Raw genomic sequence first — 25,782 nt, 5'->3', positions numbered from 1 at the left:
GGCCTCCCGAAGCCCGCGCTTGACCCGGACGGCCGCTTGCGGCTATAGTGCGCCTCGCGGGCCTATAGCTCAGTTGGTAGAGCCTCCGGCTCATAACCGGCAGGTCCCAGGTTCGAAGCCTGGTGGGCCCACCATGCAAAAAAACGACAGTCGTCAGTCCGACGGCTGTCGTTTTTTCGTTTTCGCACCGGCAGGCGAAACGCCGCACGCAAAAAAAGGAAAGGGAGCGCTCCCCTTCCTTTTTTGCGATCGTCCGTCCGCGAGTTTCGCCGGGAACGCTAGGCGTTCTCCTTCTCGCTCATCCATCGTTCAAGCGCGTCGATGATCTTGCGGGCCTGATCGGCGCTGGAGATGGTGAACTTGGACTGCATGCGATACTCGCCGCCGACCTTCTTGTAGCGACGGATGGTATACTTGTCCGGGCCGAAGTCATCCACCTGCGGCCGCCATTCCTGATAGCGGAAGAGGATGGTCGTCCATGCCCCCTTGCTCAGGATCACCTTATCCAGCTCCCGGAGGACGGTCTTGCCGTCCTCTTCATACTGAACGGTCAATTCATCAATGGATTCGTTCAATGTCATGCTCTCCGTCAGGCGGCATCATCCGCGCGCAGGTTAAGGATTCAAATCCCGGAGTAGTTGGCCAGAACGCCCTTGACCGTCTCCGGCAGCTCGGGGCGCTCCAGCTGCATGTCGGCCGGAGTAGGCCCATAATCCTGGCGCAGCTCCTTGGCTGAAGCCGTCATGGCCATAAAGTCTTCCATCATGGTCAGCTCCTGCCCGCTTCCCAGCTTGCGCCCCAGGAAACCCAGTACGACCTGATTGGCATCCATGACCGGTATGGACAGTTCAGGAATAGCCATAACCCCTCCTTGTTTTTTTTACAGGTATAGCCTTTTCGCTGCTCGTCTGCAAGCAAGGGGGATTCCGGCGGATCAGCGCCGCTGGGCATCCAGCAGCATGAGCGCATAGCGCTCCACCGGGGCGAAGTCGTCCCGCAGGGGAGGAATGGCCGGGTCGGGCGGTACGTCCATGCGGGCGGACAGCAGCGCGGCCATTTCGGGAGTGGGAGCCGCCTCTTCGTCCTGCCAGCCCGGCGCGCGCTTTTCGGGGAAGGCCAGCAGCATGAGGTTTTGCAGGCTCTCCGGCCGGTAGGGATTGCCCGCGCCAAAGACATGCACCTCGGCAAAGGCCGTCCGCAGGGCCTTGTAGATGCTCTGGAAGAGCTCCGCATCCCCGCCCTGCGCCGCGCCGATGACGTTCATAATCAGCGCCCCTCCCGGCGCCACCGCGGCCCGCATGCGGGCCGCCGCCTCGCATGTGCCCATGTGGAACGGAACGGAATAGCAGGAATTGAAGACATCCACGAACACGAGGTCATACCGTTCGCGCTGCCGCTCCAGAAAGGCGCGGGCGTCGGCATGGATGATGCGCAGACGCGGGTCGTCCGCGGGCAGGGCAAAATACTCCCGGGCGACCTGGGTCATGGCCGGGTCCAGCTCCACCACCGTGCAGCGCAGCCGCTCGTCAGCCAGTCCCGCACGGCCGGACAGCAGCCATTTGGGCACGGAATAGCCGCCGCCCCCCAGCATGAGGACACGGCTCGCCTGCGGCACGAGCAGCGGGCCCAGCGCATAATACCGGGTATAGGGGGCGTAGAGCTCGGCCGGATCATCCCGGTACATGCCGGACTGATGGAAGCCGGGGTCCGTGGCCACCAGCCGCACGGGACGCTCGCCGTCCTCGCCGTCCATGATGCGGATGCTGTTGTAAGGGCTCTCCACCAGCCGCCACGCGCCCTGCTGCGCCCGGCCCCCGCTCCAGAGAGCCAGCGCCGCCAGCAGGAGGAACAGGAGCAGACGTTTGACCGGACGGGACCGGTCCGCCAGCAGGGAGAGCACGCCCATGCCCAGCGCCACGCCCCAGAGGATGACGCTGCCCGGCCACCAGGAGATGAGGATGAAGCCGCCCAGAAAGGTCCCGGCGATGCTGCCCGCCGTGGACAGCGCATAGAGCCGCCCCACCGTCGCCCCGGCCGTTTCCAGCGAGGCCATGCGCAGACGGATGACGTAGGGGCCCACCATGCCGAGGCAGAAGCCCGGCAGGGCGAATATCCCCAGGGCGGCGGCCACGGCGGCCCATTGCAGACTGCGGATATGCCGTCCCGCCGCTTCTCCCACCGGCTGGTGAAAAAGGGCCGTCAGGGCGCAGCTGACGGCGCAGCAGGCCAGCAGCCCCGCCAGCGTCCGCCGGGAAAGCCGTCTGTCCGCCAGCCGCCCGCCCAGATAGCCGCCCACGGCCAGACAGGCCAGCACCACGCCGATGAGGCTCGTCCAGACCACGGCCGACGTGCCTACATGGGGCGCGAGCACACGGGCCCCCACCATTTCCAGCACCATGATCAGCGCACCGGAGCAAAAGATGATGATCTCAAGCATGGCCGCTCTCCCCCTGACGGCGGGTATCTTCCTCTCCGCCGCCGGAAGGTCGCCGAGCGGCAAAGAAGTCGCGCAGCACGGCGGCGCAGGCCTCCGAACATATGCCGCCCATATGCCAGACACGGTGGTTGAAAAACGGCGCATCCAGCAGCTCCGCGCAGGAGGACACCGCCCCGGCCAGCCGGTCCGCCGCCCCGTAGACCACGCCGGCCAGCCGGGCATGCGCCAGCGCGGCGGCGCACATGGCGCAGGGCTCCAGCGTCACCACCAGCACGCAGCCCCCCAGCCGGTAATTGCCCAGGGCGACGCCGGCCCGGCGCAGAGCCAGCACCTCGGCATGCGCCGTGGGATCATGCCGCCGCAGAGGCGCATTGTGGGCTTCGGCCAGCAGCCGTCCGTCGGGCGCGGCCAGCACCGCCCCCACGGGCACTTCGCCCGCCTCCGCCGCCCGGCGTGCCTGCTCGAGGGCCCGCCGCATGAGGCCCTCCCACGTCCAGCCGGGAGGCGGGTCGGGCCGGGGGCCAAGACAGGGCATGGGGCGCGGATCGGGGGCGGCCTCTCCGGCCGTCGGGCGGTACGCTACAGGATGACGATCTTGCACAGGTGGTCGACGACCTCTTCCGGCGTGTTGCAGACGGTCAGCAGCCTGTCCACCTCTTCGACGCTGATGTACCCGCCTTCGGTCATGGCGCCGCGCAGCCAGTCCAGCAGTCCGTTCCAGTAGGCGCCGTCATACAGGATCATGGGGAAGGGCCGGATGCGCTGGGTCTGGGCCAGCACGAAGGCCTCGGAAAGTTCGTCGATGGTGCCCATGCCGCCGGGCATGACCACATAGGCCATGGCGTACTTGACGAACATGAACTTGCGGATGAAAAAATAATTGAAATTGCAGCGCGTCTCCACATAGGCGTTGCAGCCCTGCTCGTGCGGCAATTCGATATGCAGGCCGACGGATTCCCCGCCCGCCTCGCTGGCGCCCTTGTTGGCCGCCTCCATGATGCCCGGTCCGCCGCCGGTGATGATGCCGAAGCCCTTCTTCACCAGCATGCCGGCGATCTTTTCCGCATCCTTGTACACCTGCATATCCGGCGTGGCGCGGGCCGAACCGAAAATGGAGATGCAGTTCATGGAAAGATGATTGAGCTTTTCCAGAGCTTCCACCATTTCGGCCATGATGCGGAAGGTCCGCCAGGATTCCGACGTGACGGAGGTCATGTCGTCCAGGATGTTCTGTCGCACTTCGGGCATGATCTTCTCCTTTGACCGGCGATAACGTGCGCCGGGTTTGCGGACAGCATATATGACAAGCCCCCCCTGCGTCAAAGTCCGCTTTCGGGCGGAGCCTTGCGCTTGCGCCGGAAGCCGGGCATAGTAGAGAATGATTTCATGCGGCGCGAGCCGCTGTATCCATCCTTACAAGGAGCACCTCATGAAGGTACAATTTCTGGGGGCGGCGCAGACCGTCACCGGTTCCTGCTATGTCATCGAGGCCTGCGGCAAGCGCTTCTGTGTGGATTGCGGCATGCATCAGGGCAACAAGGCCATTGAAGAACGCAACCGGGATGCGTCGGTCTACCGCCCCGAGACGCTGGACTTCATCCTCGTGACGCATGCCCATATCGACCATTCGGGCCTGCTGCCGCTCATGGTCAGGGAGGGCTACGCCAGACCCATCTACTGCACCCGCGCCACGGGCGAACTGCTGGAACTCATGCTGCAGGACAGCGCCCACATCCAGGAGATGGAAGCCCAGTGGGAAGCCAAGAAGTTCAGCCGCCGCGGGCTCGCCAACCCGCCGGAAGCCCTTTACACCACCGAGGACGCTCTCAAGACCAATGACCTGCTGCACACCGTGGAGTATCACAGCGAATTCGAGCCCGCCCCCGGCATCAAGGTCACCTATTACGACGCCGGGCATATCCTCGGTTCCGGCACGCTGCGCATCGAGGCCCACGAGGACGGCAAGACCACGAGCCTCATCTTTTCCGGCGACATCGGCCGCCCCCAGGCCCTCATCGTGCGCGACCCGGAAACCCCGCCCCAGGCCGACTACATCTTCATGGAATCGACCTACGGCGACCGCAACCACAAAAACGAGAGCAGCAGCGACGCCGAACTGGCCGACGCCATCGCCTACAGCTACGGCAAGGGGGAAAAGGTCATCATCCCGGCCTTCGCTGTGGAGCGCACCCAGGAGATCCTCTATTGCCTGCATGTGCTCCGCAGTCAGGGCAAACTGCCCGACGACATGCCCGTCTTCGTGGACAGCCCGCTGGCCATCCGCGCCACGGAAGTCTTCAAGCGCAACCGGGACCTCTTCGATGAGGACGCCACCCGCCTGCTGAACAAGGGCGAGGACCCCTTCGAGCTGCCCAATCTACGCTATACCCTCAATGTGGCGGAATCCCAGGCCATCAACGACTACCGGGGCCCGGCCATCGTCATCTCCGCCAGCGGCATGTGCAACGCCGGGCGCATCAAGCATCATCTCAAGCACAACATCTGGCGGCCGGGCGCGAGCATCGTCTTCGTGGGCTATCAGGCCGTGGGCACGCCGGGCCGCAAGATCGTGGACAAGGCCAGGACCATCACCCTCTTCGGCGAGGACATGGAAGTGGCGGCCCGCATCTACACCATCGGCGGATTTTCCGCCCATGCCGGTCAGTCCCAGCTGCTGGACTGGCTCAAGCCGCTGGCGGTCAAGGGCAGCCAGGTGGTGCTGGTGCATGGCGAAGAGAAGGCCCAGGGCATCCTTGCCGGCCTCATCAGGGAACAGTTCGGCATCACGCCCCTCATCCCCGCCTACCTCGAAGAGATGATGCTGGAAGGCAGCGAGGTACGCCAGACCGTGATGCACGAGGCCAAGGCCCATCCCCGCGTGGACTGGGACTTCCTCACCGGCGAGGTGGAACGCAAGTGGGCCATGTTCAAGGACCGGCTGGCCGATCTCGAACAGCGGCCGTGGGTGGAACAGACCGACATGCAGGACGCGCTGGAAAAGATGGATTACGCCCTCACCCGCCTCATCTCGCGCATGTAGGCGGCACATATCGTCACCGGCCGGGCGGGAAAGGGCGGCGCGGCTCCCCGACAGGGTGCGCCGTCCGCCCGTCCGCGCTCCGGCCCCTGCCGCGACCGCCGCGCGACGAACAGACGGCACTCCGCCGGAACGGAAGACATCACTATGCGAATCATTGCCGGAACACTGGGCGGACGCCGCCTGAAAACCGTGGAGGGCGAAGGCTACCGCCCGGCTATGGGCAAGACGCGCGAGGCGCTCTTCTCCATGCTGGAGGCGCGCGGCCTTGTCTGGGACGGCCTGCGGGTGCTGGATCTCTTTGCCGGCAGCGGCAGCCTGGCCTTCGAATGCCTGAGCCGGGGCGCTCAGGAGGCGCTGCTGGTGGAACAGTCCGCCGCGGCCGCCCGCTGCCTTGCCCGCAATATCGACGATCTCGGCCTTGGCGAGCGCGCCCGCCTGGTGCGGGAAGACGTACGGAAGACCCTGCTCCGCCCCCCGCGCTTCCCTTTCGGCCTCGTCTTTCTGGATCCCCCCTATCACAAGAACCTGTGCAACATGGCGCTGAGCGGCCTGGTGGAGCGCGGCTGGCTGACGCCCGGGGCCTTCATCACCGCCGAGGTCGAACTGGAGGCCGAGGTCCGAACGCCTGACGGACTGGAGCTGCTGACGGAACGCCATTTCGGCCAGACCCGCATCCTCATCTGGACAAACGCATGAAAACCGCCCTTTATCCCGGAACCTTCGATCCCCTGACCAACGGTCACATGGGGCTCATCCGCCGCGGCCTGGAAGTCTTCGATCAGATCATCGTCGCCGTGGCCGACAACACGCCCAAAAAACCGCTCTTCTCGCAGGAAGAGCGTGTGGAGATGGCCCGCGAGGCCCTTGCCGACGAAAGCCGCGTCCTGGTGGAGCCCTTTTCCGGGCTCACGGTGGAATACGCCTCCCAGCGCGGCGCCTGCGCCATCCTGCGCGGCCTGCGGGCGGTCAGCGACTTCGAGTACGAGTTCCAGCTCGCGCTTATGAACCGCCGCCTCCAGCGCCACATCCAGACGGTTTTCCTTATGACCGACTACCAGTGGCTGTTCATCAGCTCCACCATCGTCAAGGCCGCCGCCAGCCACGGCGCGGACATCCAGGGCCTCGTGCCGGAAAACGTCCGCCTGCGCCTCGAGGAAAAAAGCGCCCGCGGCGAAGTGCGGCAGGGCACGCCCTGTCTCTCGGCCCCCTTTGGCGGCTTTCGCCTGCCGGACAAGGCATGAGCGCGCCCCTGCCCGTCATCTGCCTTGCCGGGCCCACGGGCTGCGGCAAGACGGCGGCCGCCATCGAACTGGCCGCGGCCCTGGATGCGGAGATCGTCAATGCCGACTCCCGGCAGGTCTATGCCGACTTTCCCTGCATCACCGCCCAGCCCTCGGCCGAGGAGCGTGCGGCCTGTCCGCATCATCTGTACGGCTTCCTGCCCACGGAAGCCAGGATCAGCGCCGGGCGCTGGGCCGACATGGCCGTGGAGACCATCCGCCGGCTGCGGGACAGCGGCAAGCGCGCCCTGCTCGTGGGCGGCACGGGGCTCTATTTCCAGACGCTTTTACGCGGCATCGCCGACATCCCGCCCATCGCGCCGGAGATCAGCGCCCGCTGGACGCTGCGCCTTGCCCAGGAGGGGCCGGAGCGCCTGCATGCCGAACTCGGCCGCGGCGACCCGGCCTACGCGGCCCGCATCCATCCCCGGGACCGGCAACGCATCGTGCGGGCCCTCGAAGTGCTGGAGGCCACGGGCAGGCCCTTCAGCTGGTGGCATGAGCACGCCATGAGCGCGCCGCTCTGCGCCGGCCCCCTGTTCTATCTGGCTCCCACGCTGGACTGGCTGGAGCCCCGCCTTGCCCGCCGCATCGACCAGATGCTGGCGGCGGGCGCGCTCGAAGAAGCCCGCGCCGCCCGCCGCCGCAACGACGACCCCGCCGCGCCGGGCTGGTCCGGCATCGGCTGCGCCGAAGTGCTGGCCCATCTGCGCGGCGAGCTTTCCCTCGAGGATTGCCGCGCCCTCTGGCTGCGCCATACGCGCGCCTACGCCAAGCGCCAGCTCACCTGGTTTCGCGGACGACAGGAGGCCGTCGCCGTGCCGCCCGGCGAGACGGCGGCGCTCCTGCGCCGCCTGCGCAAGGCCGTGGACTGTGCCGCCTTCGTGCAGATGCGCACGCTCTCCTCTCTCTTGCCTTGACGCCCTCGCAGCCTGCGCGTACCCTAGGAATGCGTCATGCCGTGAAACGCATGGCGCGGCGGCGCAGGGCTCCCTTTCCGCCGCCGCACGCTCCGGGAGCAACTCTTACCGCAGGCCGTCGCCGGATGGAGAGAAGACACGCGGCAAGGCCACAAGGAACCGCTTATGAGGCACATTCTTTTCCCCCTGACAGGCCTGCTCCTGCTGTGTCTGGCCTGTCTCCTGCCTGCCGGAGCGCAGGCGGCCGCCGTCGATGAACTGGAAGCGACGGACAGCGGCGCACCCACGGCCATTATGATGCTGCCCGCCGGTGACAAGAACGTCGTGGGCAGCATGAAGCCCGTGGTCTTCAACCATCTGATCCACGAACGCAAGGTCGAGGACTGCACCGTCTGCCACCATACGGGCGACCCGCAGAAATGCAGCGACTGCCACACGCTCACCGGCGCGGCGGAAGGCAAGTACATCACCCTCGAACGGGCCATGCACGCCACCAATATCGCGCCGCGCACCGACGGCCCCACGCCGCAGAGCTGTGTGAGCTGCCATGAGCAGCAGCTCAAACGGCGCGAATGCGCGGGCTGCCACAGCATCGCCAAGCCGGCTCGCGATGACCGCTGGTGCGGCGTCTGTCACAGCGTGACGCCCGCCATGAGCGACACGCAGCTGCGGCAGGCGGCTGCCGGGACCCTGCCCGACGACGAGCGGGAGGAACTGGCCGCCCGTACCGTCCTGGAAAAGCGGTACGCCACCCCGCTGCGCCCGGAACTGCTGCCCAGCCGCATCCGTCTCGACAGCCTGTCCGACAAGTTCGACCCCAACTACTTCAATCACCGGCGCCATGTGGCTTCGCTCATGCGCCGCATCCAGGACGACAAGCTGGCCGCCGCCTTCCACAAGGACCCGGCCTCCCTCTGCACCGCCTGTCACCACAACAGCCCGGCATCGGCCACGCCTCCGCCCTGCGCCAGTTGCCACGCCGCCCGCATCGACCCGGCCAATCCCGGCAAGCCCAGCCTCAAGGCCGCCTATCATCTGCAATGCATGGGCTGCCATGACGGCATGAAGGTCGCCCGGCCGCTCAAGACATCCTGCGCCAGCTGTCACAAGCCGCGCACCGGCGAAGGGCAATAGGAGGACGCACGCATGAACCGCAGAAAATTCCTTGCCCTGCTGGGTACGGCAGGCGTCGGCGGGGCGCTTGCCGCGCCGGGCATGGCCGCGGCCAGGGCCCATGTCTTCCCGGGCTATGAAAACAGCTACGGCGTCCTGCACGACGTGACGCGCTGCATCGGCTGTCGTCAGTGCGAAGAGGCCTGCAATGCCGTCAACTCGCTGCCGCAGCCCAGGGAAGCCTTCGACGATCTGGACGTGCTGGGCGTACGCCGGCGCACCTCGGCCTATCAGTGGACGGTCGTCAATCAGTACACCATCGACGACAAGCCCTACTTCCGCAAGTTGCAGTGCTTCCACTGCAACGAGCCGGCCTGCGCCTCGGCCTGCTTTGCCAAATGCTTCACCAAGAATCCTGACGGCAGCGTTACCTACAACGGCAATCAGTGCGTGGGCTGCCGCTACTGCATGATCGCCTGTCCGTTCTATATCCCGGGCTTCCAGTATGACGAACCCTTCGACCCGCTGGTGCAGAAGTGCACCTTCTGCAAGCCACGCCTTGACAAGGGCCTGCTGCCCGGCTGCGTGGAGGCCTGCCCCATGGACGCCCTGACCTTCGGGCGACGCACCGACCTCATCCGTCTGGCCCGCAAGCGCATCGAAGAAAATCCCGGTCGCTACACGGACTACATCTACGGCGAATGGGACGCCGGCGGCACCGCCTGGATGGTGCTTGCGCCAGCCTCGAAGGAGACCGCCGGAAAGCCCGATGTGGGCCCGGCCGGCGCTACGGACGTCATGCATGCCATCGGCCTGGACACGCACCTCGGCTCCCAGCCCATGGGCGAACTGACCTATGGCGCGCTGGGCACGGTCCCGCTTATCGTCGCCTTCTGGCCCATCCTCTTCGGAGGGCTCTACGGCATCAGCAAAAGCCGCGAGGCCCGTAACGAGATGCGCAACAAGATCATGCGCGCCGCCGTGCGGCAGGATATGGCCGCCGCCATGGATGACGCCGTGCGCCGCATCGAACGTCAGCAGGGTTGCGAAGCGGCCGAGGTCGCCCGCCAGGCCCTCGAGGACGCCGTGGAAGAACGCCGCCAGGCCGCACTGGACGCCGGCCGCTTTGCCCGCAAGGAGGATCACTAATGGCCGAACATTACGACATCCCCATGCCCACAAGGGATCAGATGCTCAATCTGGCCCCGTTCTTCCGGCTGACGCCGGGGAACATCATCACCTACATCATCCTTGCCGTGGGGCTGGTGGTGACGGTCATGCGCTTCACCCTGGGCATCGGCGCGGTCTCCAACCTTGACGACAACTACCCCTGGGGCATCTGGATCGGCTTCGACCTGCTCTGCGGGGTGGCGCTGGCCGCCGGGGGCTACTTCACGACGGTCGCCTGCTATGTGCTCGGCCTCAAACGCTTCCATTCGGCCGTGCGTCCGGCGGTCACCACGGCCTTTCTCGGCTACTTCTTCGTGGTGGTGGCCCTGCATTACGACCTCGGTCATCCCCTGCGCCTGCCCTACGCCTTCTTCTACCCCGGCACGACGTCCGTCCTCTTCGAAGTGGGCCTGTGCGTGGCGACCTATGTGACGGTGCTCTTCTGCGAATTCTCCGTCATGCCCATCGAATGGCTGGCGCACCGCTTCCCGGTGCTGCGGTTCTTCCACAAGCTCATCTCGAAGACCGTCATCCTGCTGACCATCTTCGGGGTGACGCTCTCCACCCTGCACCAGTCCTCCCTGGGCTCGCTCTTCCTCATCGCGCCCGGCAAGCTGCATCCGCTCTGGTACTCGCCCTTCATGCCCATGTTCTTCTTCGTAAGCTCCATGGCCGCCGGGGCGTCCATGGTCATCTTTGAAGGCATGCTGACCCACAAGGGCCTGCAATTCTACATGGACACCAACCATGCCAAGGACGCCAAGCTCGTCACCCTGAGCTTCGGCCGGGCCGCCTCCTTCATCCTGATGGGCTATTTCATGCTCAAGCTCATCGACATGATCGTCCAGAACAACTTTGCCTATCTCTTCTCGGGCTACGGCATCCTCTGGCTGGTGGAGATGTTCGGTTTCGTCCTGCTGCCAGCCCTCATCTACGCCAAGGGGGCCCGCGACGGCAGCGAACACACCTGCCAGATCGCGTCCGCCATCACGGTGCTGGGCATCATCTTCAACCGCTTCAACGTGAGCATCATTGCCTTCAACTGGCATCTGCCCGCGGCCGAGCGCTATTTCCCGAGCTGGCAGGAGATCACGGTGTCCGTCTTCATCGTCACCCTGATCGTCACGGTCTACCGCTTCATCGTCTACCACATGCCGGTGCTCTACGAGCATCCCAACTTCCGGCATCACGGCTAGGGGGACCTCATGGAATTCCAGACCTTTTATCAGTACTTCCTGCACACCAAGGAATGGGCCTATCTGCTCATGTTCGTGACCCTGCCCCTCTATGTGCTGTTCTGGAACCTCGTCCTCTACCGCCCGGGCGAAAGCGACCGGCGACGGAGAAAAAAGTAAATGCCTCGCCGGGGGCGCGGACGACCGCGCCCCCTTGTCAGGAGGATACGCCATGTGCCTTGCCATCCCGGCCCAGATAGTGGAATTGCAGGATGCCGGCATGGCCCGCGTGCGGGTCGGCTCCAGCGAAACCTATCTCACGGCCTCCATGATGCTGCTGCCCGAAGAACCGCAGGTCGGCGACTACGTCATCGTCCATGCGGGCTTTGCCCTGCATTCTCTGACGCCCGAAGAAGCCCAGGAAAACCTCCGCGCCCTGCGCGAACTGGTGGAAGCCGACGAGGGCCGCCCAGCCCCGTTTTAGCGGCTGTCGGCCACTATTGTGATTTGCTTTGGGGAAGGGGAACCCCTAAGGCGGCCCGCAGAGCCGTGCCCGTCAGGCGGCGAGCCTAACGGGCATCAACAGCAGCGCGAGGGCTTCCCCTTCCCCCCAGCGAACTCTCAAATAAACGAACGCCCACCGGAAACACCGGCGGGCGTTTGCTGTCTTTTGCGGGTGGCTGTCCGAATATCATGCTGGCTTACGATGCGGCGGGCGGCCTGGGGCATCGCGATCCGGGCGGCGTCCAGGCTCCTGCCGCGCATGGCGGGGGGCATGCGACGCCCGCCGGGCAGAAGAATACGGACGGCCTTCGCGGGGGCTGCGCTGTGGAGCCGTGTCCTGCGTGTCCCGGGAGACATGCTTGCCGGCCCCCAGCCCGTGCCTGATGCGCGGCGTGATAACTCACCAACCAGCGGCGTGATAACTCCTTTCAAAAGTCTGCTGCATATTCGTCAACAAAATTACAAAAACCGAAGGGCGGGGATTTCCCCGCCCTCTCTGTTGGTGGTCTATTCGACCACACTCCCACATTCCGCTTGGACGCTTTCGAGCCGCTTCCGACTGATATCGTAATACTCTTGCGACAGCTCAATCCCAACATAGCTGCGTCCCGTCCTGACACACGCCTCGCCCACGCTGCCGCCTCCCATGAAGGGATCAAGCACGATCGCGCCAGGAGGCGTCACCGCGAGCAAGTCCTCAATCAGCGCCACGGGTTTGCTGGTCAGGTGCACCTTTTGCGAGGATATCACAGGGTGGGCGTACACGCCCGGCAGACAGGCCCGCGTATGGGCGATGAAGCGCCCCTTGACGGCGAACAGCACATACTCGCACTGCTGCCTGAATTTGCCTATCTGCGGGCGTGCACTCCGCTTGTCCCACGGGACGATGCCCAGCCATTTCCAGCCAGCCGCCTGCACAGCATCACTCAGGGACGGGAGCTGCCGCCAGTCCGTAAAGACCATGAGCGGCGCTCCGTCGCGGGCGACGCGCCAGCATTCCCCCAGCCAGAGCGTGCACCACATGATCCAGCTTCGCTGATCCTTGGCATCGCCCAGCATGGGCGGATACTGGCGTTTTGTGCCGCTGCTCTGATACTTTTGAGACGGGTCGGCCTGCCGCGCGCCCAGGGTGATGCCGCCGCTGGAATAGGGCGGATCGGTGAGGACGGCGTCCACGCTTGCCACGGGCAGGGTCGTGAGGACGCGCAGGGCATCCCCCTGATAGAGCGAGATGCCGTCCGTTTGAAAGCGAGAATCCATATATTTCCTCTCCAAACGGGGCTCGCGGCCCTCATCGCTGGAACTCTGGGTTCTCAGGAGTCAAACGGCATGGGCGGAACGGGCAAGCCTTCGCGCTCCATGATGCAGGCCCCTACGGCATACGCCTGCCGGGGCAGGATACCATTTCCCAGCGCCTTCAGGCGTCTGTGCCATTCGGGAAGGACCCGCCGAGGAACGGACGGGACATTCACGGGATGGTCCATCCTTCCGGCACGCCCATCATCCACTCGATGAAGGACGGGCCGGGATATGCGTGCCGGACGGCTTCGCGGCTTTGCCCGACAATCCGTATTCCAGGCCAATCAAGTACGCCGAAAGGCTGCTCGACTTCTCCCACGATTCTTTGGAGCGGAGATAGAAGCCGATACTCTGGGTCAGGGTAGTTACCGTGGGGGAAGGCAACAACAAACACGCGTTCGCGCCTGTGAGGGGCACCAAGGGCGGCTGCGGAAAGCACTTCCCATTCCGCATCATACCCGATCTCGGCCAAATCTTGCAGGACGATCTCAATCCCTCTGGCGAGCAGTCCGCGCACGTTTTCGATGATGACGTACCGGGGACGCATTTCCCCGATGAGCCGTGCGTATTCGAGCCACAGGCCGCTGCGCGTCCCTTCCTTGATTCCCGCATGTTTTCCTCCCTGGGATACATCCTGACAGGGGAAGCCGCCGCAGAACACGTCCACGGGCGGCAGTTCGTCGCCTTTCAGCGTCCGCACATCCTCATATATGGGGATGCCCGGCCAGTGCCTGGCGAGTACCGACCGGCAAAACTGGTCTACCTCGCAGAACCACCGATGCTCAAAACCCGCCCAGTGAAGGCCGAGGTCACAGAGTCCGGCCCCGCTAAACAGGCTGCCTACTTTCAGCATGAAACCGCTCCTGTGGACGTTCTGGACGCTCCGCACCGGGGCGCGTGCCCCGCAGGATGAAAAAGGTTTTGCAACGTCCGCACTTGAACTCCATGTCCAGGGCTTCCCCACGGGCAATGAGTTTGTTGCAATGCGGGCATCTGATTTCCGGCAAATCTCTCTTGTTCATAGCGGTAAAAGTGTTGCGCCCCGCTGAGAATCCACCTATTCTGCGTTTCGTCTCACCCCGAGACACAGAAACAGGCGGATACTCCGCAAACGGCTGGCTTCCGTTTGTGGGGCCGTGGTGCGACGCCCCTGCGCCGCGCCGGTGGGGGAGCCTTCAACTCCCCCGCCTCTGTCAAATCCCGTCCAGTTTCAGACCGGGTGCGGCGTTGACCGCCTTTTTCTTCAGCCTGTAGCGCGTGTGCTGATAGACGCGCAGCAGCATGGTCGGGTCCGCGTGTCCCATAACCTCGGCCACCGCCTTCACATCCGCGCCGTGTTCCAGCGCCTCCGTCGGCATGGCATGGCGCAGGCTGTATGGCGTGATGTGCCGCGTAATGCCCGCCGCCTTGCGGGCCTGGTGCCAGGCATGACCTATGCACCGAACCGGTCGCCCCCGCCAGTGGATGACCCACGGGCAGTCCCGCTGCTCGTCTTCCTCTTTCCACGCCCGCAACAGGGGTAGGATGTCGTCCCGGATGGGGACAATCCTGCTGTCCTCCTTCGCTCCCTTGGCGGCATTGGGCATTCTCATGTAGCCCGCCGCCAGCTCGACATCCGTCCAGACAAGCCGGAAAAGCTCGCTGGGGCCTATGCGCGGCCAGCCGCCATGCCCAGAACGATCACGCGCCGGATATGCGGCGCGGCCACTTTGTACATCCGTGCGGCCTCCGCCCGCGTGGGCGGATCGATGCGCCGCGCCCTTGGCCGGTGCAGGCGGAAACACGCCAGGGGCGACACAGGCAGACGCCCTGTTTCTACCGCCCAGGCCAATACCGTCCGCCATAGACGTACCCGGTGATGAGCCGTACTTGCCATGACGCCGCGGGCTTTCTGGGCCGCCAGAAACTCCCGCATCTGATCCGCGCCCACTCGGCGAGCCTGCCAGCCACCGAACAACGCGAGAATCTGATTAAGGTGATATCGTGTGCTGGTTCGCGTTACCTCCCGCGTTATCTGATGCGACAGATAGTCCTCTGCCAGTTGCCGGGCTGTCATGGCCGCCCGTTTGCGAGATGTTGTTGCCATATGACCTCCTTAAGGAGACATACGGCAGTTTGTCCGCCAACTCGTCTATAAGCGCCTGGGCTTCCGCACGGCTCATGCGCGGGCCGTGGTGCCCTTCCAGCCGTATCCACCAGCGGGTGGCTCGGCAGTTCTCGGCCCTGACGTGCCCGCCCGCCGTGGCGGTCAGCCCTCGGCAAACGCCGGGCAACCAGTTGGCTGGGCGCAGCAGGCCGCACAGGCCCTCGTCGTTCCAGGCTTGGCCCAGATGAGCCAGCCAGTCCCGCGCCATGAGCCGCCAGCCGCGCCAGAAACGGGGCTGATCGAACACGCAGCTCTCGACCTCGATGCGACCGCCGTGATGCGCCCAGGCGGCAAAGGCCCGCACGTCAAAGCGCTCCGGTTCCCCCCAATTGCGGATCAGACAGCGCCGCAGGATGACCCGCATACAGGACTGTACTTCCGGGCCGCGCCGCCCGAAGTCCTCAAGGATGCAGTCCTCGAAAATGACGGTCTTACCGCGCTCCACAGCCAGCTTGTCCGCATCCCCTGAGCCGCAGAGGAGCAGCTTGCCCGCGCCCCGGATGCGGCAGCGCCGGAAGATCGCGCGGCTTCCTCACGTCACGCCTACCGCCTCGTCCAGCCCTTCCAGCGGGCAGGCGGACAGGTCGATGAGGCAATCTTCGACAAGCCAAGATTGCCCGTCGCTCATGCCCAGGCCGTCACCGCCCGCGCCTGGGGCGGTGATGCGCTGATGTCTCACTTCCCGCATGGTTCCACCACCCCGCACAGCGGGCAAACCCAGCGCGGGCCGTCGGGGCCGAAGACGCAGCGCAGGGCGCGGCCACAGATCGGGCAGCAGGAAGGGACGAGGGGGCGGGCATGGCCACAGACCGGGCATGTCCGCCCAGGCAGTCTACACCGCATAGCTCACCTCCACGGCCCGCACGGCTTCCACCGTCTCGGCGGCGGCCACGGCGGCCAGCAGTTCGTCCCGGCGGGCGGTGTGGGTCTCGCGGACGAAGGCCAGCCCTTCGGCGTCCTCCACGGCAAAGAGGGCCGCGCCCACGGCCACGTCCTGCGCCGTCGGATTTTCCGCCGGCATGGTGAGGCTGGCGGCCAGGGCGGCGTCATAGCCAGACAGGATCTCGGCGGTTTTGACGGCGCGGGCTTCCTCCGGCGTCGGCCCGGCGGGCGGGCTGAACGTGATGCGGCCATCGGGGCCGACGGATGTATTCAACGGACTGACCAGATGCTCGAAACCGGCCATGCCCGCCTCGGCGATCTCCGTCGCCGTGAGTTCGCGCGCTCCCAGCGCGAGCAGGGCCCCGGCGTCGGCCTCGTTGTCGACATTGCGGATGCTGCCGTCATGGACAAGTATGTGCATGCGTTCTTCTCCTATTGATAGGCGCGAAGGGTCATGGCGCCCTGCATGTTGGTCAGGCCGATGACGACCGTCGCCGCCGTGGGGATGGTGATGAAGGTATTGGTGCTGGAGTTCTCCATCCCGCAGCCGATAAAGAAATATCTGGCGTAGACAGTGCTTGCCGAGGTCCCGGCGACGGCTCCCGAGAGGACCTTCAGGAAAACATAGGAGTAATCCCCGGTGGTATTGGTGTTGGAAGCCAGGATATAGAGCGGCTTGCCCACGGTCAGGCCGCTGAGGGTCCAGTTGCCGATCGTAGAGCGCGATCCCTTCAGGGTGACGCCCCCGGCTGTGGCGACAGCCTGATCAGCCTTGTTCAGGGCGCTGTTCGCCGTGCTCGTCGCCGTGCTGGCCGCCGTCGCCGCGGCGACGGCCTTGTCATATGCCGTCTTGACCGCCGTGTCCGAGGCGGCCAGCCGGCTTGTGGCGCTGTTCACGGCATCGGTGAGCGGCAGGTTTGCCGCCAGCACCTTGCCGCTGCCGTCAAAGCGGCCCGCCAGCGTGGCCAGTGCCTCCTGGAGCGCGGCAAGCTCCTCGGCGCTTACGCCGCCCAGCGCCGTGATGTCGATAGGGTCGCCCCCCTTCGCCCCGTGGGTATCGGCATGGGGCGGGATGATCTCCTTGCGCAGCAGGGGGCCCGCGCCCTCCTTCTGAAAAAGTCGTCGAAAAATGGCGGGAAAAGACATACAGCCTCCTATTTGCTGCGGACAAGGATGTCGCGGTCCGTGGCGATGGGGATATTCCAGACAATGGCGGACGACAGCGTGCCGGGCTCGCCGGATTCGGCATACTCCTGCCCGGCCGCGCAGGCCACGCCGTCAAGGTAGACTTCGAGTTGCGCGCCGCCGACGGCATACGGCGGCACGGTATACGACTGCCCCGCCGTGATGGCGGCGGAACGGCTCCCGGCGGGGGAATGCCGCTCCACAGCCTGCCCCACGGCGCGGAGGGAGTCCGGCAGCATACCCAGCGCGTTGCCTCTGGCATCCCTGATGATGTACGACATGGGACTCCCTCCCTGCAGTTAGGCCGCCGGACCGGCGGCCACCTTTTCAAACACGATGCCGGCGGAGTTCATGTCGGCGGGGATTTCGCCGCCCGCCTCGATGACGGCCACCATACGGCCGGAATAGTAGGTCTTGCCGTTGATGGTGACGGTTTCGCCGTCGGCGGAGATGCCGTCCAGCAGGGCGGCATTGGCGTGCTGGTGCCGTTTGGTCACGGCGTCGGACACGTCGGAAAGCGCAACGCCGCTGTCTTTGGCCACCGTGCCGGACGCGCCGTCAAAGGCCATGAGATTGCCGTCGGCGGCGGATGCCGGGCCGGTCACGGCGCGGTCAATGTTGTTCTGGATGACGGTCCAGTCGGTATCGGCGGCCCCTTCTTCGGCATGATCCTTGATGCACAGGATCAGGTCGCCCGGTTCGCAGACCTGACCGGCGTAGGTTCCGCCGGTTTTGACCACATACAGGTCGCCCAGCTTGTAGCTGTCGGCGGGCAGGGCCTCCACCGTGCCGCCCGTGCCCACGGTGCCGCACGGCCGGACGCCGGAGGCAAACGCGGCCTGCAAAGACGCGATCTTCGCCTCGACGTTGCCGCCGTCAGCCGTTTTGACCTGATCCGCCGTGGTTTCGGGAAGAATGGGGTTTTTCTGCGCATCCAGAAGTTTGACCTTGATAGGTTCAGCCATGATGTTCTTCTCCATTTTGAGGTTGTTAAGGTTCGACAAAAGCGGCCTCGCTCACGCGCTGTTCCAGCGCCGCGAGGCGATCCTCCACATCCGCCGGGACGGGTTGTCCCGACAACTTCGGCTGGAGGCTGTAAGGCCGCACCAGCACGCGCATTTCGCTCCCGGCCGGTACGGCGAAAAGCATGCGGATGGCGTCCGATGTCGGTTTCTCCGCCGAAGAAATTTCTTCAAACTGCTCTCCCGGATAGCAGGCCACGCCGTCCCAGAAGACATCCAGCAGATGTTTTCCCGGCGCATAGGTCAGTCCTTCCGGCAGGGGCAGCGTGCCGCCTTCCTCCACAGGCGCGTCCAGCGTCCAGACGGCCTCCCGGTTGCGGCGCAGGTCTTCCACCACGCCCGCGATCTGGAGCAGTTCCAGCCGCGAGGCGTAGCCCGCCTCGCTGACCACGATCTCCACGTCCGCCGTGCCGGACATGATGATGGGCACGGACAGCTCGTGCGTGGTGGCCTGCCCCAGCACGGATTTCAACTTGTAGAACGGGGCATGGTTGCCGTAGGCGTAGAGCACGGGCTCGCCGTCGTCCTCCAGCGGTTCGGCCCAGACGCCGAACTCGCGTATCCAGAAGCCGCCCTCCGTGGTCGGAATGACGATGTGCGCCCAGCAGATGTTGGGGTCTTCCTCGTCCTGCGACAGACTGTCGATGGGGCGGCGGTAGACCTCATGCACCAGCGCCACGGCATCATCAGTCGGCACGGGGACGTCGCCGTCACCGTCGCCCACGGCGATGACGCTGAGACGGACGGGCTTGCCCGCGGCATGGGCGGCGGCTTCCAGCGCCGCGCCGGCACGGGTGAGCAGGCAAAAATATTCGGGCTTGTCAGTGGCGACGCCGCCCACATCGGGCAGGTCGTCCGTGCCGCCGGGAACGACGGCTCTTACGGTTGCGGACATACGCGACTCCGGGTCATGGTCAACAGGGCAAGGGCAATGTAGCCGCGCCCGGCGGGCACGGGCCGCGGCGGCGTAAAGGGACGGAGGCGGCCGCGCGAGCGGATCAGGCTCGTGACGGCGATACGCGGGCGCGCGGGGGCCGCCGGCTCCGGCGGAAAAAGCAGACGCACGCGGCTCAGGGTACGCATGATGCCGGCCGTCGCCACATGAACGCGGGCGGGCGGCACGGGACGCGGCGGGAACCACAGGCGCACGCGGTTCAGGGTGCGCATGACGCCCGCCGTGGCCACGGCTATGGGTAGGGGCCTGCGGGTGAAGGTCTCAAGGTATTCAAGCCAGCTGCGCACGTTCTTGTAGTCAAAGATCAGCCGCACGGCGCTGGTCATGCCCGACTCGTCCAGGCCAAGCTCGCTCACGTCCAGACGCACGCGGAAGAAGAAGGGATCGCCGCCATAGGCGAACCACTCTTTTATGCTCGCCTCGGTGGGCAGCGCTGTTTCCAGCGCCGTGCGGACGGCCCAGGGCGTGCCCTTGTGCCGGTGCAGCTCAATGGCTCTTTTCAGCAGCGCCCGCCGGGCGGATTCCGTCCCCGCAAGGTTCCAGCCCTCATCGCCCATGACATGGAACTGTTCGGCAAGCGATGCCAGTGCCGAGGCGTCCACACGATCAAAAAGATTGACGATGGGCACGGAAACGGGCAGGGCGGAGAGTCTGGCGATGAGCCGCGCAAGGTTCTCCATCCGGCTGTCGCCCTGAAGCGACGGCTGGAGAAGTTCGTCCCCTCCATGACGCTCACCCGCACGCTCCGCTCTCGATTCCCGTAAGGGCTCGAAGACTCGCCCAACGGGAACGCTTCGCGCCTTTCGGTCGGCTCCTGTGCGGGATTCGCTGTCGCTCGCGATTGGCGCGGCAATCGCTTCGCTCCCGCTGCGCGGCGGGCCGCCTTCCGTGGCGGCCCCGAATATGACTGTCGGGTTCCGGCGCTTATCCATCTTTTCGCTCCCTGGCGGCACTGATGGTCATGTTGCGCCACAGCGCCCACTGTCCGCCGTCCAGCTCGCGATCTTCCGCCGGGGAGACGAGCCTGACGCGGTAGACGCCATAGACGGACAGGGCGGCGATGAGCTGCGTCCGCACGACATCCTTTCCGAGCGTCAGCCTGTAGTCGTCGGCCAGCGAGGCAAACGCGGCCCGCGCAAGGCGCAGGGTTTCCTCTTTGTCGGCCCAGGTGTACAGGGTCAGCTCGGCTTCAAGGTCAAGTTCGATCTTTTCCGGCCCGGAAACCTGAACGGTGTCCGTCAGCGGCCTGATCTTCTCGCCGCTGAGATAGGCCTCGACGACGGCCAGGAGCGCGGGGTTGGGCATGCCGTCTTCCGTCAGCACGACGAGACTCGCGACGCCCGGTTCAGGGGACCAGACATGCACATCCACGATGGAGGGCGAAGCGGACAGCGCGTGATAGCGGTAGGCCAGCTTGCTGCCCGCGACGGAAAAAGCCTCCGGGGCCAGCATGATGCGCTCCCGCAGATGCTCGTCGTCTTCGGCGTCCGAGCCGCCGCCCGTGGTATCCACGTTGGCCGCGCTCACATCCGCATCGGCAAGCGGATCGGCGAGCTGACACACGCCGCCGGGCAGGATGCCGTTGGCGGCTTCGCCCGCTTCCGCCGCATAGGCATGGACTTCGACGGACAGCTCGCCGGCCCTGATCAGGCACGCTTCCGCCGTGTCGAACCGGGCGGAGCCGTCCTGGCTGTAGACCTTCACGCCCGCCGGGATGTCCAGATCGGCGGCAAGGGCCTCTTTGAGCGCAAAGCGGATCGTGCAGGAAGCCGGTTCCGCCGCAAGCCGCGTCACGCCGACCAGCTCCCCCAGCATATCCAGCATGGGGGCCTGGGCGTAGCGCACGAGGTTCTGTTTCGCGGCCTCCTGAATGCCCACGCGGACAAGGTGTTCGCGATAGGCGATCAGATTGATGAGCAGCCGCTCGGCCTGCGCCGGGTACAGGGTACGACCGGCAAGCTCCTCGTACTCGCGGATACAGGACTCCAGCACGGCCTGCTGATCCGTCTCGATGAAGCGCGGTTCGGGAAGCTGACTCACAGGCCCACCTCCGTCACGCCGCCTTCCCCCAGGCCGGGAAGCGACCAGGTTATGCGGACGACGGCATGGCCGCCGCTCTGCTCCTTCCCCTGGCTAACCGTCACGCCGGAAACCGTGACGCGCGGCTCCCAGGCAAGAGCCTCCCGTACTTCCCGCACGATATGCGGCCGGGCCGCGTCCAGCGGCAGATCGAGATAGTTGCCCGCGTCGCAGCCGAACTCCGGCCGCAGAGGGTCGGAGCCTTTGGGCGTGGTCAGGATGATGCGGATGGACTGGCGCACATCCGCGATCTGCTGGACAACGCCATTGTCCGGGCCGTCGCCCCCCAGGGCAAGCTGCCAGTGGGGCGTGTCCGGCGTGGCGCGGTATGAGGTGGAAGCAAGCAGGTTCGCCATGCCCCCGTTATAGAAGGAGAGAAGGGGCCGCGTCTTCGAAAGGGCTTTCAAAAAAACGAAAGGCCCCGCCGGAGCGGGGCCTGTGATCGAAGGGCCATGTCATGCCGACGGGCGGCCGGTTGCCTTCCCGCACGGCGCGGGTTAGAAAACGTCCGTTGCGCGGTTTCCTCCATGCGCCCGGCACGGCGCAAACTCTCGCTTCTGCGGGTAGAGGAGGTTGGCCGCATGAGACGCCTTGTTGTCTTGGCGCTGCTGACGATCCTCTGTCTGATGCTCCGGGCCTCTTCCCGGATGTAGCATAAACAAAGGCCCCGTCCTGGCGGCAACCGGGACGGGGCGTAAACAAAGTGGCAAAAACCGCGTAACACTTAGGGGGCGCGCATGCGCCGTGCCTGCCGGGAGGGTGTCTCACCACCTTCCCGGCACCTTTTTTATAGTCATTTTCCCGGCGCGGCGCAAGCCTACCCCGCGGGCGGGCCGCTGGTTCCGCCGCCGGGCATGACGCCGCCGTGCACATGGCCTTGCAGGGAGACGCCGCCGGCCTTCACATCGTTGTCCGGCACGGTCACGTCCCCGCGCTTCACGGTCAGGGGGCCGTCGATCTCCGCCGTGGTGGGGCCGCCGCCCGCATAGCTTTGCATGGTCAGCGTGCCCTTCAGGGTGATGACCGGCGCGGCCAGGGTGAGGCCCGCTTTTGACTCCACGCGCGCGGGGCCGTCCGCCGTCACGTCCGCCCTGCCCGTGCAGGCGACGGAAATTTCCCCCTGTACCTCCGCCGTCAGTTTGTGTGCCGCGCGGTCATAGCGCAGCACCGTGCCGTCGGCATAGCGCCGCACGTCCACGTCCGGGCCTTCGGGCTGCGGCACGGGGTCGGCGTCCGACCAGACCGCGCCCAGGATGACGCCGTCTTCCCCCCGCAGGTCAAGCATCAGCGCCACCTGCTCCCCCACGTCCGGCAGATCGAGCGCCTTGTCCCTGTGCGTGCGGCGCTGGAGCACCGGCAGGAAGGCTGTTTCGAGATTGTCGTATTCCGGGAGGCTGACCCGCGCCCAGCCCCGCCCGGCGTCCACCGCCGTAACGATGCCGAAGGCGAACGTCGCCCCGGCTTCCTCCCGCGTATCGTGCCTCGCCCGGCTCATGCCTTCTTCTCCGGGGCCGCCGTCCGCGACAGCGTCAACGTCGTCACATAGCCGCTCCGGCTTATCTCGTGCCGGGAGCAGGTGACGAGATACTTGCCCGCCGGCGCGCCGAAGTCCTCCGCAAGCTCCACGGACACCCCGGCCCGCAGGGAAGGGTCGCCGAACAGGGAAAGCTCCGCCTGGCAGCGTTCCAGCTCCGCGTCCTGAAGGGCCGCGTTACCCTTGGCCTCAAGCTGGGCCTGGCTGCCGCGCCCCACGATGCGCAGCTCGTCCCCGCTGGACGTTTTCGCCTCCTTCTTTTTCCGCTTCTTTTGCGCCTGCGCCGTGGTCCCCACCACGGCGAGGCTGTCGTCGCTCCCCTTGCCGTAGACCTTGAGCCCCTTCTTGCCCGCGTCCTGCTTCTTGATCTTCACTTTCGAGGGGATGTCCTTCAGCTTGTCCCGGAAGCGGCAGGAACTCACGTCCTCGCGGTTGAACGTCCGCACGCTTTCCGCAGCCAGCACGCCGTCCTTGCGCTGGAAGATCATCTTCTTGCCGCTGATCTTGAAGGTGTGCCCGTACTCCCCGGCAAGCCGGGTCAGGAAGGCGAGGTCGCTTTCGTGATACTGCGTCACCCGGTCGATGGGAATGTCCGCCACTTCCCCAGCGGGCGTCAGGCCCAGCCGTCCGCAGACCACGCGGACGACGCCCGCAAGCGTGGTCTTCTCGTAACCCTTGCTCTTGCGCGTCCGGCACGAGACGCTGATGCCCGTGGCCAGGGCGCGGATGGAGACCTCGTCCGGCGGAAAGGACAGCTCGATCTCGTCAATCTCGAAAGAGCCGCAGGCGACAAGCTCCTGACCGGCGTAGCCGATGGACACCGCGAGGGAGTCCCCCTTGCCGGGATACCAGTCCCCGCGCCAGCGCCCGTCCGTATCCTCAAGCCGCAGCTCCAGCTCGTCCGACTCCCCGGACAGCTTGTCCGTATAGCCCACGCTGACGAGGTACGGACTGATGTCCGCGGAGATGTCCTTCCCCTCGTACACGATCCGCGCCTGGGGCGCGGGAACGTCCACAGCCCCGATCATGATGCTTCTCCTTCGGCCCCGGCGCACCAGGGCGGCAGATCCGTATGTTCCAGCTCCGCGGGCCTGATGACCGGGATGAATATCCGCACGCCGCCCGGAAGGACAGGCCGGATCGGCATGTGGGGGTTGGCCGCGATGATGCGCTCCACTTCCGAAACGTCCCCGTAGTAGCGCCAGGCCAGCGTATCCCAGCGCTCGCCCTCGCTTGTGATGTGCACCAGCCTGTCCATCATGTCTTTCCTCATGACGCCCGCCCGCACGTCCTGTGCGGGACGGGCTCTCGCTCGCGTTTTACGCGGAAAACGCTTCGCTCGCGCTGCGCGGCGGCCGCCATCCCTGACGGCGCGGCTATCGCCCCGCCGTCACGTTGAAGGTCTCGCGGGCGGCGATGCCCGCGGAAAAGCTCTGGAGGACGGGGGCGCAGCGATCAAGAGCCACCTTGCCCTCAAAGAGACAGGCGTCGATCTGTCCCAGCGTCCGCCCGATGTCGCCCGTATCCGCGCCCAGGGCGGAGGCCAGGGCCGCGCCGTCCCGCATGAGACCGGTCAGCTCCCCGGCGGCGCGCACGGCCTCCCGGATGTCCTCCGCCGGCAGGGCGGAAGCGCACGCGCCCAAGGCTCCCGCAAGGCCGGACGACAGGCCCCCGGCCCTGCCGAAAAGTCCGGCCAGTCTGTCCGTGCCGCCCAGCGCCAGCGCGACGACTTCAAAGGGACTGCCCGCGTTCGCCACGTCCCGCGCCAGCCCCACAATATTTGTAACATCGTTGACGATTCCCCGCGCCTGTTGCGCGCAGGAGACCGCCGTGCGCATGGTGTCCCACATGCCGCCGGCCAGAGGCGCGGCCAGGGAAAGCAGGGAGGTCGAACCGGGGTACACGGCCAGGGACGGCGCGCCGTTACTCACCGCCGGACGCTCCGGCGGCTTTGCCGGGTCGCCCGTGTATTCCTTCAGCTCCGCCTGCATGGAGATGAGCCAGGGTGTCCCCGTGGGGCCGCACTGCTCAAGCGTGGTCGAAAGCCGCTCCAGAACGAAATACCCCCACCAGGAGCCGTCCCCGAACACCAGCGGGTGCGCCTGATGCTCCCGGAGCATGGTCTCCAGCTTCTTTTTCTCCTCGACCGGGGTGCAGAAGCTGAAATGCAGGTCAAAGGTCAGGCTCAGCGTGTCCAGCTCCCGTCCCGTGTATTGCAGGCGCGGGGCGCGGGAGAACAGGGCATGTTCCGCGTAGGCCGCGCCCTGCTGTACGTCAAGCCCGGAAGGGGAAAGCCGGGGGGAAAAGAGCGCGTCCCCCAGCGTGGCGAAGACGCTAAACATAGGCTCGTCGCTCCCTGTCGTGCATGAGCCGGCGGATCATGCGCTCCAGCTCCGGCAGCGTCATGGCAAGCGCGCCCCGCACGTCCTTTTCCGTCGCGCTCCCCTGAATGGTGATGGTCGGGGAGAACTGGACGGACACGCCCGCCTGGCCGAAGCCCTCCCGCCCGCCGTCCCGCGAGGCCGCGGCGATCTTCGCCGGGCCGTCCGGGGATGTCAGCAAATCCGGGGCCCGCCAGCCGGTCCCCGGCCGCCCGACGGAGGGAAGTTCGGGGGCGGCCAGCTTCGGGGCCGTCCACCCCCTTGCCGCCGCCGAGGCAAGCCCGGCGGACGCGGATGCCGCCGCATCCTCCCCCGCCTTTATGCCCAGCGCCGCGCCCTGCGCCACGTTCAGGCCGTACCCGGCGAAGACCCTGCTCGGACTGGCGATGCCGAGCCAGCCCTTGAATTTGTTCTTCACGCTTTCGGCCATGCCGGCAACGGCGTCGCCCGCCGCGGCAATGCCGGATTTGATGCCTTCCACCAGCCCGGAAGCCAGGTTCTTTCCCATTTCAAGAAACTTTCCGGGCAGGCTTCCGAGGTAGACGATGCCCTTTTGAAACGACGCTTTGACGGCGTTCCAGCCGGCCTCAAGGGCCGCGCTTACGCCCCCCTCCGGGAAAATGGAAGCGGCAAGATTTCTGCCCCATTGCAGAAGGCGCG

33 protein-coding genes and 1 tRNA gene are annotated in these 25,782 nt (G+C 65.9%); 10 read left to right on the top strand and 24 right to left on the bottom strand.

The features are described 5' to 3' along the window. The first annotated feature begins 58 nt into the window (after nt 1-58). Nucleotides 59-134 (top strand) — tRNA-Ile (locus tag Q0J54_RS07195). Between the two features lie 144 nt (nt 135-278). On the opposite strand, the gene Q0J54_RS07190 is transcribed toward Q0J54_RS07195, so the two are convergent. From Q0J54_RS07190 to Q0J54_RS07170, 5 genes are all read right to left on the bottom strand, one after another. Beyond that, the gene (locus Q0J54_RS07190; RefSeq protein WP_296304801.1) at nt 279-575 is read right to left on the bottom strand and encodes a hypothetical protein; all 297 of its coding nucleotides are present in this window, start codon (nt 573-575) and stop codon (nt 279-281) included. 47 nt (nt 576-622) lie between these two features. After that, a complete protein-coding gene (locus tag Q0J54_RS07185; protein WP_296304783.1) occupies nt 623-862 on the bottom strand; it encodes a hypothetical protein in 240 nt (79 codons plus the stop codon). 72 nt (nt 863-934) lie between these two features. Beyond that, nucleotides 935-2,437 (bottom strand): fused MFS/spermidine synthase, encoded by a 1,503-nt coding sequence (locus tag Q0J54_RS07180; protein ID WP_296304782.1) that lies wholly within the window; start codon nt 2,435-2,437, stop codon nt 935-937. After that, the gene (gene tadA / locus Q0J54_RS07175; RefSeq protein ID WP_296304781.1) at nt 2,430-2,915 is read right to left on the bottom strand and encodes a tRNA adenosine(34) deaminase TadA; all 486 of its coding nucleotides are present in this window, start codon (nt 2,913-2,915) and stop codon (nt 2,430-2,432) included. Before tadA ends, Q0J54_RS07180 begins: the two co-directional genes overlap by 8 nt. A 101-nt stretch (nt 2,916-3,016) precedes the next feature. Next, nucleotides 3,017-3,685, bottom strand: coding sequence for a TIGR00730 family Rossman fold protein (locus Q0J54_RS07170; RefSeq protein WP_296304780.1), 669 nt, complete (start codon nt 3,683-3,685; stop codon nt 3,017-3,019). A 181-nt stretch (nt 3,686-3,866) separates the two neighbouring features. Here Q0J54_RS07170 and Q0J54_RS07165 point away from each other — a divergent pair, with 181 nt between their 5' ends. The 9 genes from Q0J54_RS07165 (at nt 3,867) to Q0J54_RS07125 (ending at nt 11,619) form a co-directional block, all read left to right on the top strand. Further along, a complete protein-coding gene (locus tag Q0J54_RS07165) occupies nt 3,867-5,477 on the top strand; it encodes an MBL fold metallo-hydrolase (RefSeq protein WP_296304779.1) in 1,611 nt (536 codons plus the stop codon). A gap of 144 nt (nt 5,478-5,621) precedes the next feature. Next, entirely contained in the window at nt 5,622-6,173 is a 552-nt protein-coding gene (gene rsmD / locus Q0J54_RS07160; RefSeq protein WP_296304778.1) for a 16S rRNA (guanine(966)-N(2))-methyltransferase RsmD, read from the top strand. Then, nucleotides 6,170-6,718 (top strand): pantetheine-phosphate adenylyltransferase, encoded by a 549-nt coding sequence (gene coaD / locus Q0J54_RS07155; RefSeq protein WP_296304777.1) that lies wholly within the window; start codon nt 6,170-6,172, stop codon nt 6,716-6,718. The genes rsmD and coaD overlap by 4 nt, the downstream gene beginning before the upstream one ends. Further along, nucleotides 6,715-7,677, top strand: a complete 963-nt coding sequence (miaA, locus tag Q0J54_RS07150; protein ID WP_296304776.1) for a tRNA (adenosine(37)-N6)-dimethylallyltransferase MiaA — start codon at nt 6,715-6,717, stop codon at nt 7,675-7,677. Before coaD ends, miaA begins: the two co-directional genes overlap by 4 nt. 165 nt (nt 7,678-7,842) lie before the next feature. Continuing rightward, nucleotides 7,843-8,811 (top strand): cytochrome c3 family protein, encoded by a 969-nt coding sequence (locus Q0J54_RS07145; protein ID WP_296304775.1) that lies wholly within the window; start codon nt 7,843-7,845, stop codon nt 8,809-8,811. A gap of 12 nt (nt 8,812-8,823) precedes the next feature. After that, nucleotides 8,824-9,939, top strand: coding sequence for a 4Fe-4S dicluster domain-containing protein (locus tag Q0J54_RS07140; RefSeq protein ID WP_296304774.1), 1,116 nt, complete (start codon nt 8,824-8,826; stop codon nt 9,937-9,939). Nucleotides 9,940-9,980: 41 nt separating this feature from the next. Beyond that, nucleotides 9,981-11,156 carry a sulfate respiration complex protein HmcC gene (gene hmcC / locus Q0J54_RS07135; protein WP_296304800.1) on the top strand — a complete coding sequence of 392 codons (1,176 nt, stop codon included), beginning with the start codon at nt 9,981-9,983 and terminating at the stop codon, nt 11,154-11,156. Nucleotides 11,157-11,165: 9 nt separating this feature from the next. After that, nucleotides 11,166-11,315: a hypothetical protein gene (locus Q0J54_RS07130; RefSeq protein ID WP_296304773.1), complete on the top strand. Its 150-nt coding sequence runs from the start codon at nt 11,166-11,168 to the stop codon at nt 11,313-11,315. Between the two features lie 52 nt (nt 11,316-11,367). Beyond that, nucleotides 11,368-11,619: a HypC/HybG/HupF family hydrogenase formation chaperone gene (locus Q0J54_RS07125; protein WP_296304772.1), complete on the top strand. Its 252-nt coding sequence runs from the start codon at nt 11,368-11,370 to the stop codon at nt 11,617-11,619. A gap of 527 nt (nt 11,620-12,146) precedes the next feature. On the opposite strand, the gene Q0J54_RS07120 is transcribed toward Q0J54_RS07125, so the two are convergent. The 19 genes from Q0J54_RS07120 to Q0J54_RS07030 form a co-directional block, all read right to left on the bottom strand. Next, nucleotides 12,147-12,899, bottom strand: coding sequence for a site-specific DNA-methyltransferase (locus Q0J54_RS07120; protein ID WP_296304771.1), 753 nt, complete (start codon nt 12,897-12,899; stop codon nt 12,147-12,149). Between the two features lie 208 nt (nt 12,900-13,107). Beyond that, nucleotides 13,108-13,791: a DNA cytosine methyltransferase gene (locus tag Q0J54_RS07115; protein ID WP_296304770.1), complete on the bottom strand. Its 684-nt coding sequence runs from the start codon at nt 13,789-13,791 to the stop codon at nt 13,108-13,110. Then, nucleotides 13,766-13,960 (bottom strand): Com family DNA-binding transcriptional regulator, encoded by a 195-nt coding sequence (locus Q0J54_RS07110; RefSeq protein ID WP_296304769.1) that lies wholly within the window; start codon nt 13,958-13,960, stop codon nt 13,766-13,768. Before Q0J54_RS07110 ends, Q0J54_RS07115 begins: the two co-directional genes overlap by 26 nt. A gap of 171 nt (nt 13,961-14,131) precedes the next feature. Further along, nucleotides 14,132-14,530: a tyrosine-type recombinase/integrase gene (locus Q0J54_RS07105; protein WP_296304768.1), complete on the bottom strand. Its 399-nt coding sequence runs from the start codon at nt 14,528-14,530 to the stop codon at nt 14,132-14,134. A 378-nt stretch (nt 14,531-14,908) separates the two neighbouring features. Next, a complete protein-coding gene (locus Q0J54_RS07100; RefSeq protein ID WP_296304767.1) occupies nt 14,909-15,529 on the bottom strand; it encodes a hypothetical protein in 621 nt (206 codons plus the stop codon). An 87-nt stretch (nt 15,530-15,616) separates the two neighbouring features. Then, nucleotides 15,617-15,772, bottom strand: a complete 156-nt coding sequence (locus tag Q0J54_RS07095; RefSeq protein WP_296304766.1) for a hypothetical protein — start codon at nt 15,770-15,772, stop codon at nt 15,617-15,619. Between the two features lie 144 nt (nt 15,773-15,916). Then, on the bottom strand, nt 15,917-16,387 hold the full coding sequence (locus Q0J54_RS07090) for a phage tail protein (protein WP_296304765.1): 471 nt from the start codon (nt 16,385-16,387) through the stop codon (nt 15,917-15,919). A gap of 11 nt (nt 16,388-16,398) precedes the next feature. Continuing rightward, nucleotides 16,399-17,112 (bottom strand): tail fiber protein, encoded by a 714-nt coding sequence (locus tag Q0J54_RS07085; RefSeq protein ID WP_296304764.1) that lies wholly within the window; start codon nt 17,110-17,112, stop codon nt 16,399-16,401. An 8-nt stretch (nt 17,113-17,120) separates the two neighbouring features. Beyond that, a complete protein-coding gene (locus Q0J54_RS07080) occupies nt 17,121-17,432 on the bottom strand; it encodes a hypothetical protein (protein WP_296304763.1) in 312 nt (103 codons plus the stop codon). A gap of 18 nt (nt 17,433-17,450) precedes the next feature. Then, nucleotides 17,451-18,116, bottom strand: coding sequence for a hypothetical protein (locus Q0J54_RS07075; protein ID WP_296304762.1), 666 nt, complete (start codon nt 18,114-18,116; stop codon nt 17,451-17,453). A gap of 25 nt (nt 18,117-18,141) precedes the next feature. After that, on the bottom strand, nt 18,142-19,068 hold the full coding sequence (locus tag Q0J54_RS07070; RefSeq protein ID WP_296304761.1) for a phage tail protein: 927 nt from the start codon (nt 19,066-19,068) through the stop codon (nt 18,142-18,144). Beyond that, nucleotides 19,053-19,808: a phage tail protein I gene (locus Q0J54_RS07065; RefSeq protein WP_296304760.1), complete on the bottom strand. Its 756-nt coding sequence runs from the start codon at nt 19,806-19,808 to the stop codon at nt 19,053-19,055. The genes Q0J54_RS07070 and Q0J54_RS07065 overlap by 16 nt, the downstream gene beginning before the upstream one ends. A gap of 244 nt (nt 19,809-20,052) precedes the next feature. Then, the gene (locus Q0J54_RS07060) at nt 20,053-21,168 is read right to left on the bottom strand and encodes a baseplate J/gp47 family protein (RefSeq protein WP_296304759.1); all 1,116 of its coding nucleotides are present in this window, start codon (nt 21,166-21,168) and stop codon (nt 20,053-20,055) included. Continuing rightward, nucleotides 21,165-21,563 (bottom strand): GPW/gp25 family protein, encoded by a 399-nt coding sequence (locus Q0J54_RS07055; RefSeq protein WP_296304758.1) that lies wholly within the window; start codon nt 21,561-21,563, stop codon nt 21,165-21,167. Before Q0J54_RS07055 ends, Q0J54_RS07060 begins: the two co-directional genes overlap by 4 nt. A gap of 461 nt (nt 21,564-22,024) precedes the next feature. Then, nucleotides 22,025-22,702, bottom strand: coding sequence for a phage baseplate assembly protein V (locus Q0J54_RS07050; RefSeq protein ID WP_296304757.1), 678 nt, complete (start codon nt 22,700-22,702; stop codon nt 22,025-22,027). Beyond that, nucleotides 22,699-23,769, bottom strand: a complete 1,071-nt coding sequence (locus tag Q0J54_RS07045) for a phage late control D family protein (RefSeq protein ID WP_296304756.1) — start codon at nt 23,767-23,769, stop codon at nt 22,699-22,701. Before Q0J54_RS07045 ends, Q0J54_RS07050 begins: the two co-directional genes overlap by 4 nt. Beyond that, nucleotides 23,766-24,002 (bottom strand): tail protein X, encoded by a 237-nt coding sequence (locus Q0J54_RS07040; RefSeq protein WP_296304755.1) that lies wholly within the window; start codon nt 24,000-24,002, stop codon nt 23,766-23,768. Before Q0J54_RS07040 ends, Q0J54_RS07045 begins: the two co-directional genes overlap by 4 nt. A 115-nt stretch (nt 24,003-24,117) precedes the next feature. Next, entirely contained in the window at nt 24,118-25,083 is a 966-nt protein-coding gene (locus tag Q0J54_RS07035; protein WP_296304754.1) for a phage tail protein, read from the bottom strand. Beyond that, nucleotides 25,076-25,782, bottom strand: a 707-nt coding sequence (locus tag Q0J54_RS07030; protein ID WP_296304753.1) for a hypothetical protein, incomplete at its 5' end; no start/stop codon positions are given. The genes Q0J54_RS07035 and Q0J54_RS07030, both read right to left, overlap by 8 nt.

Source organism: uncultured Desulfovibrio sp. (assembly GCF_944324935.1).
In the GTDB taxonomy this organism is placed as follows: Bacteria; Desulfobacterota; Desulfovibrionia; order Desulfovibrionales; family Desulfovibrionaceae; genus Desulfovibrio.
Note: the sequence above shows the minus strand (reverse complement) of the source record. Positions and strands in the feature narration are given on the sequence as shown.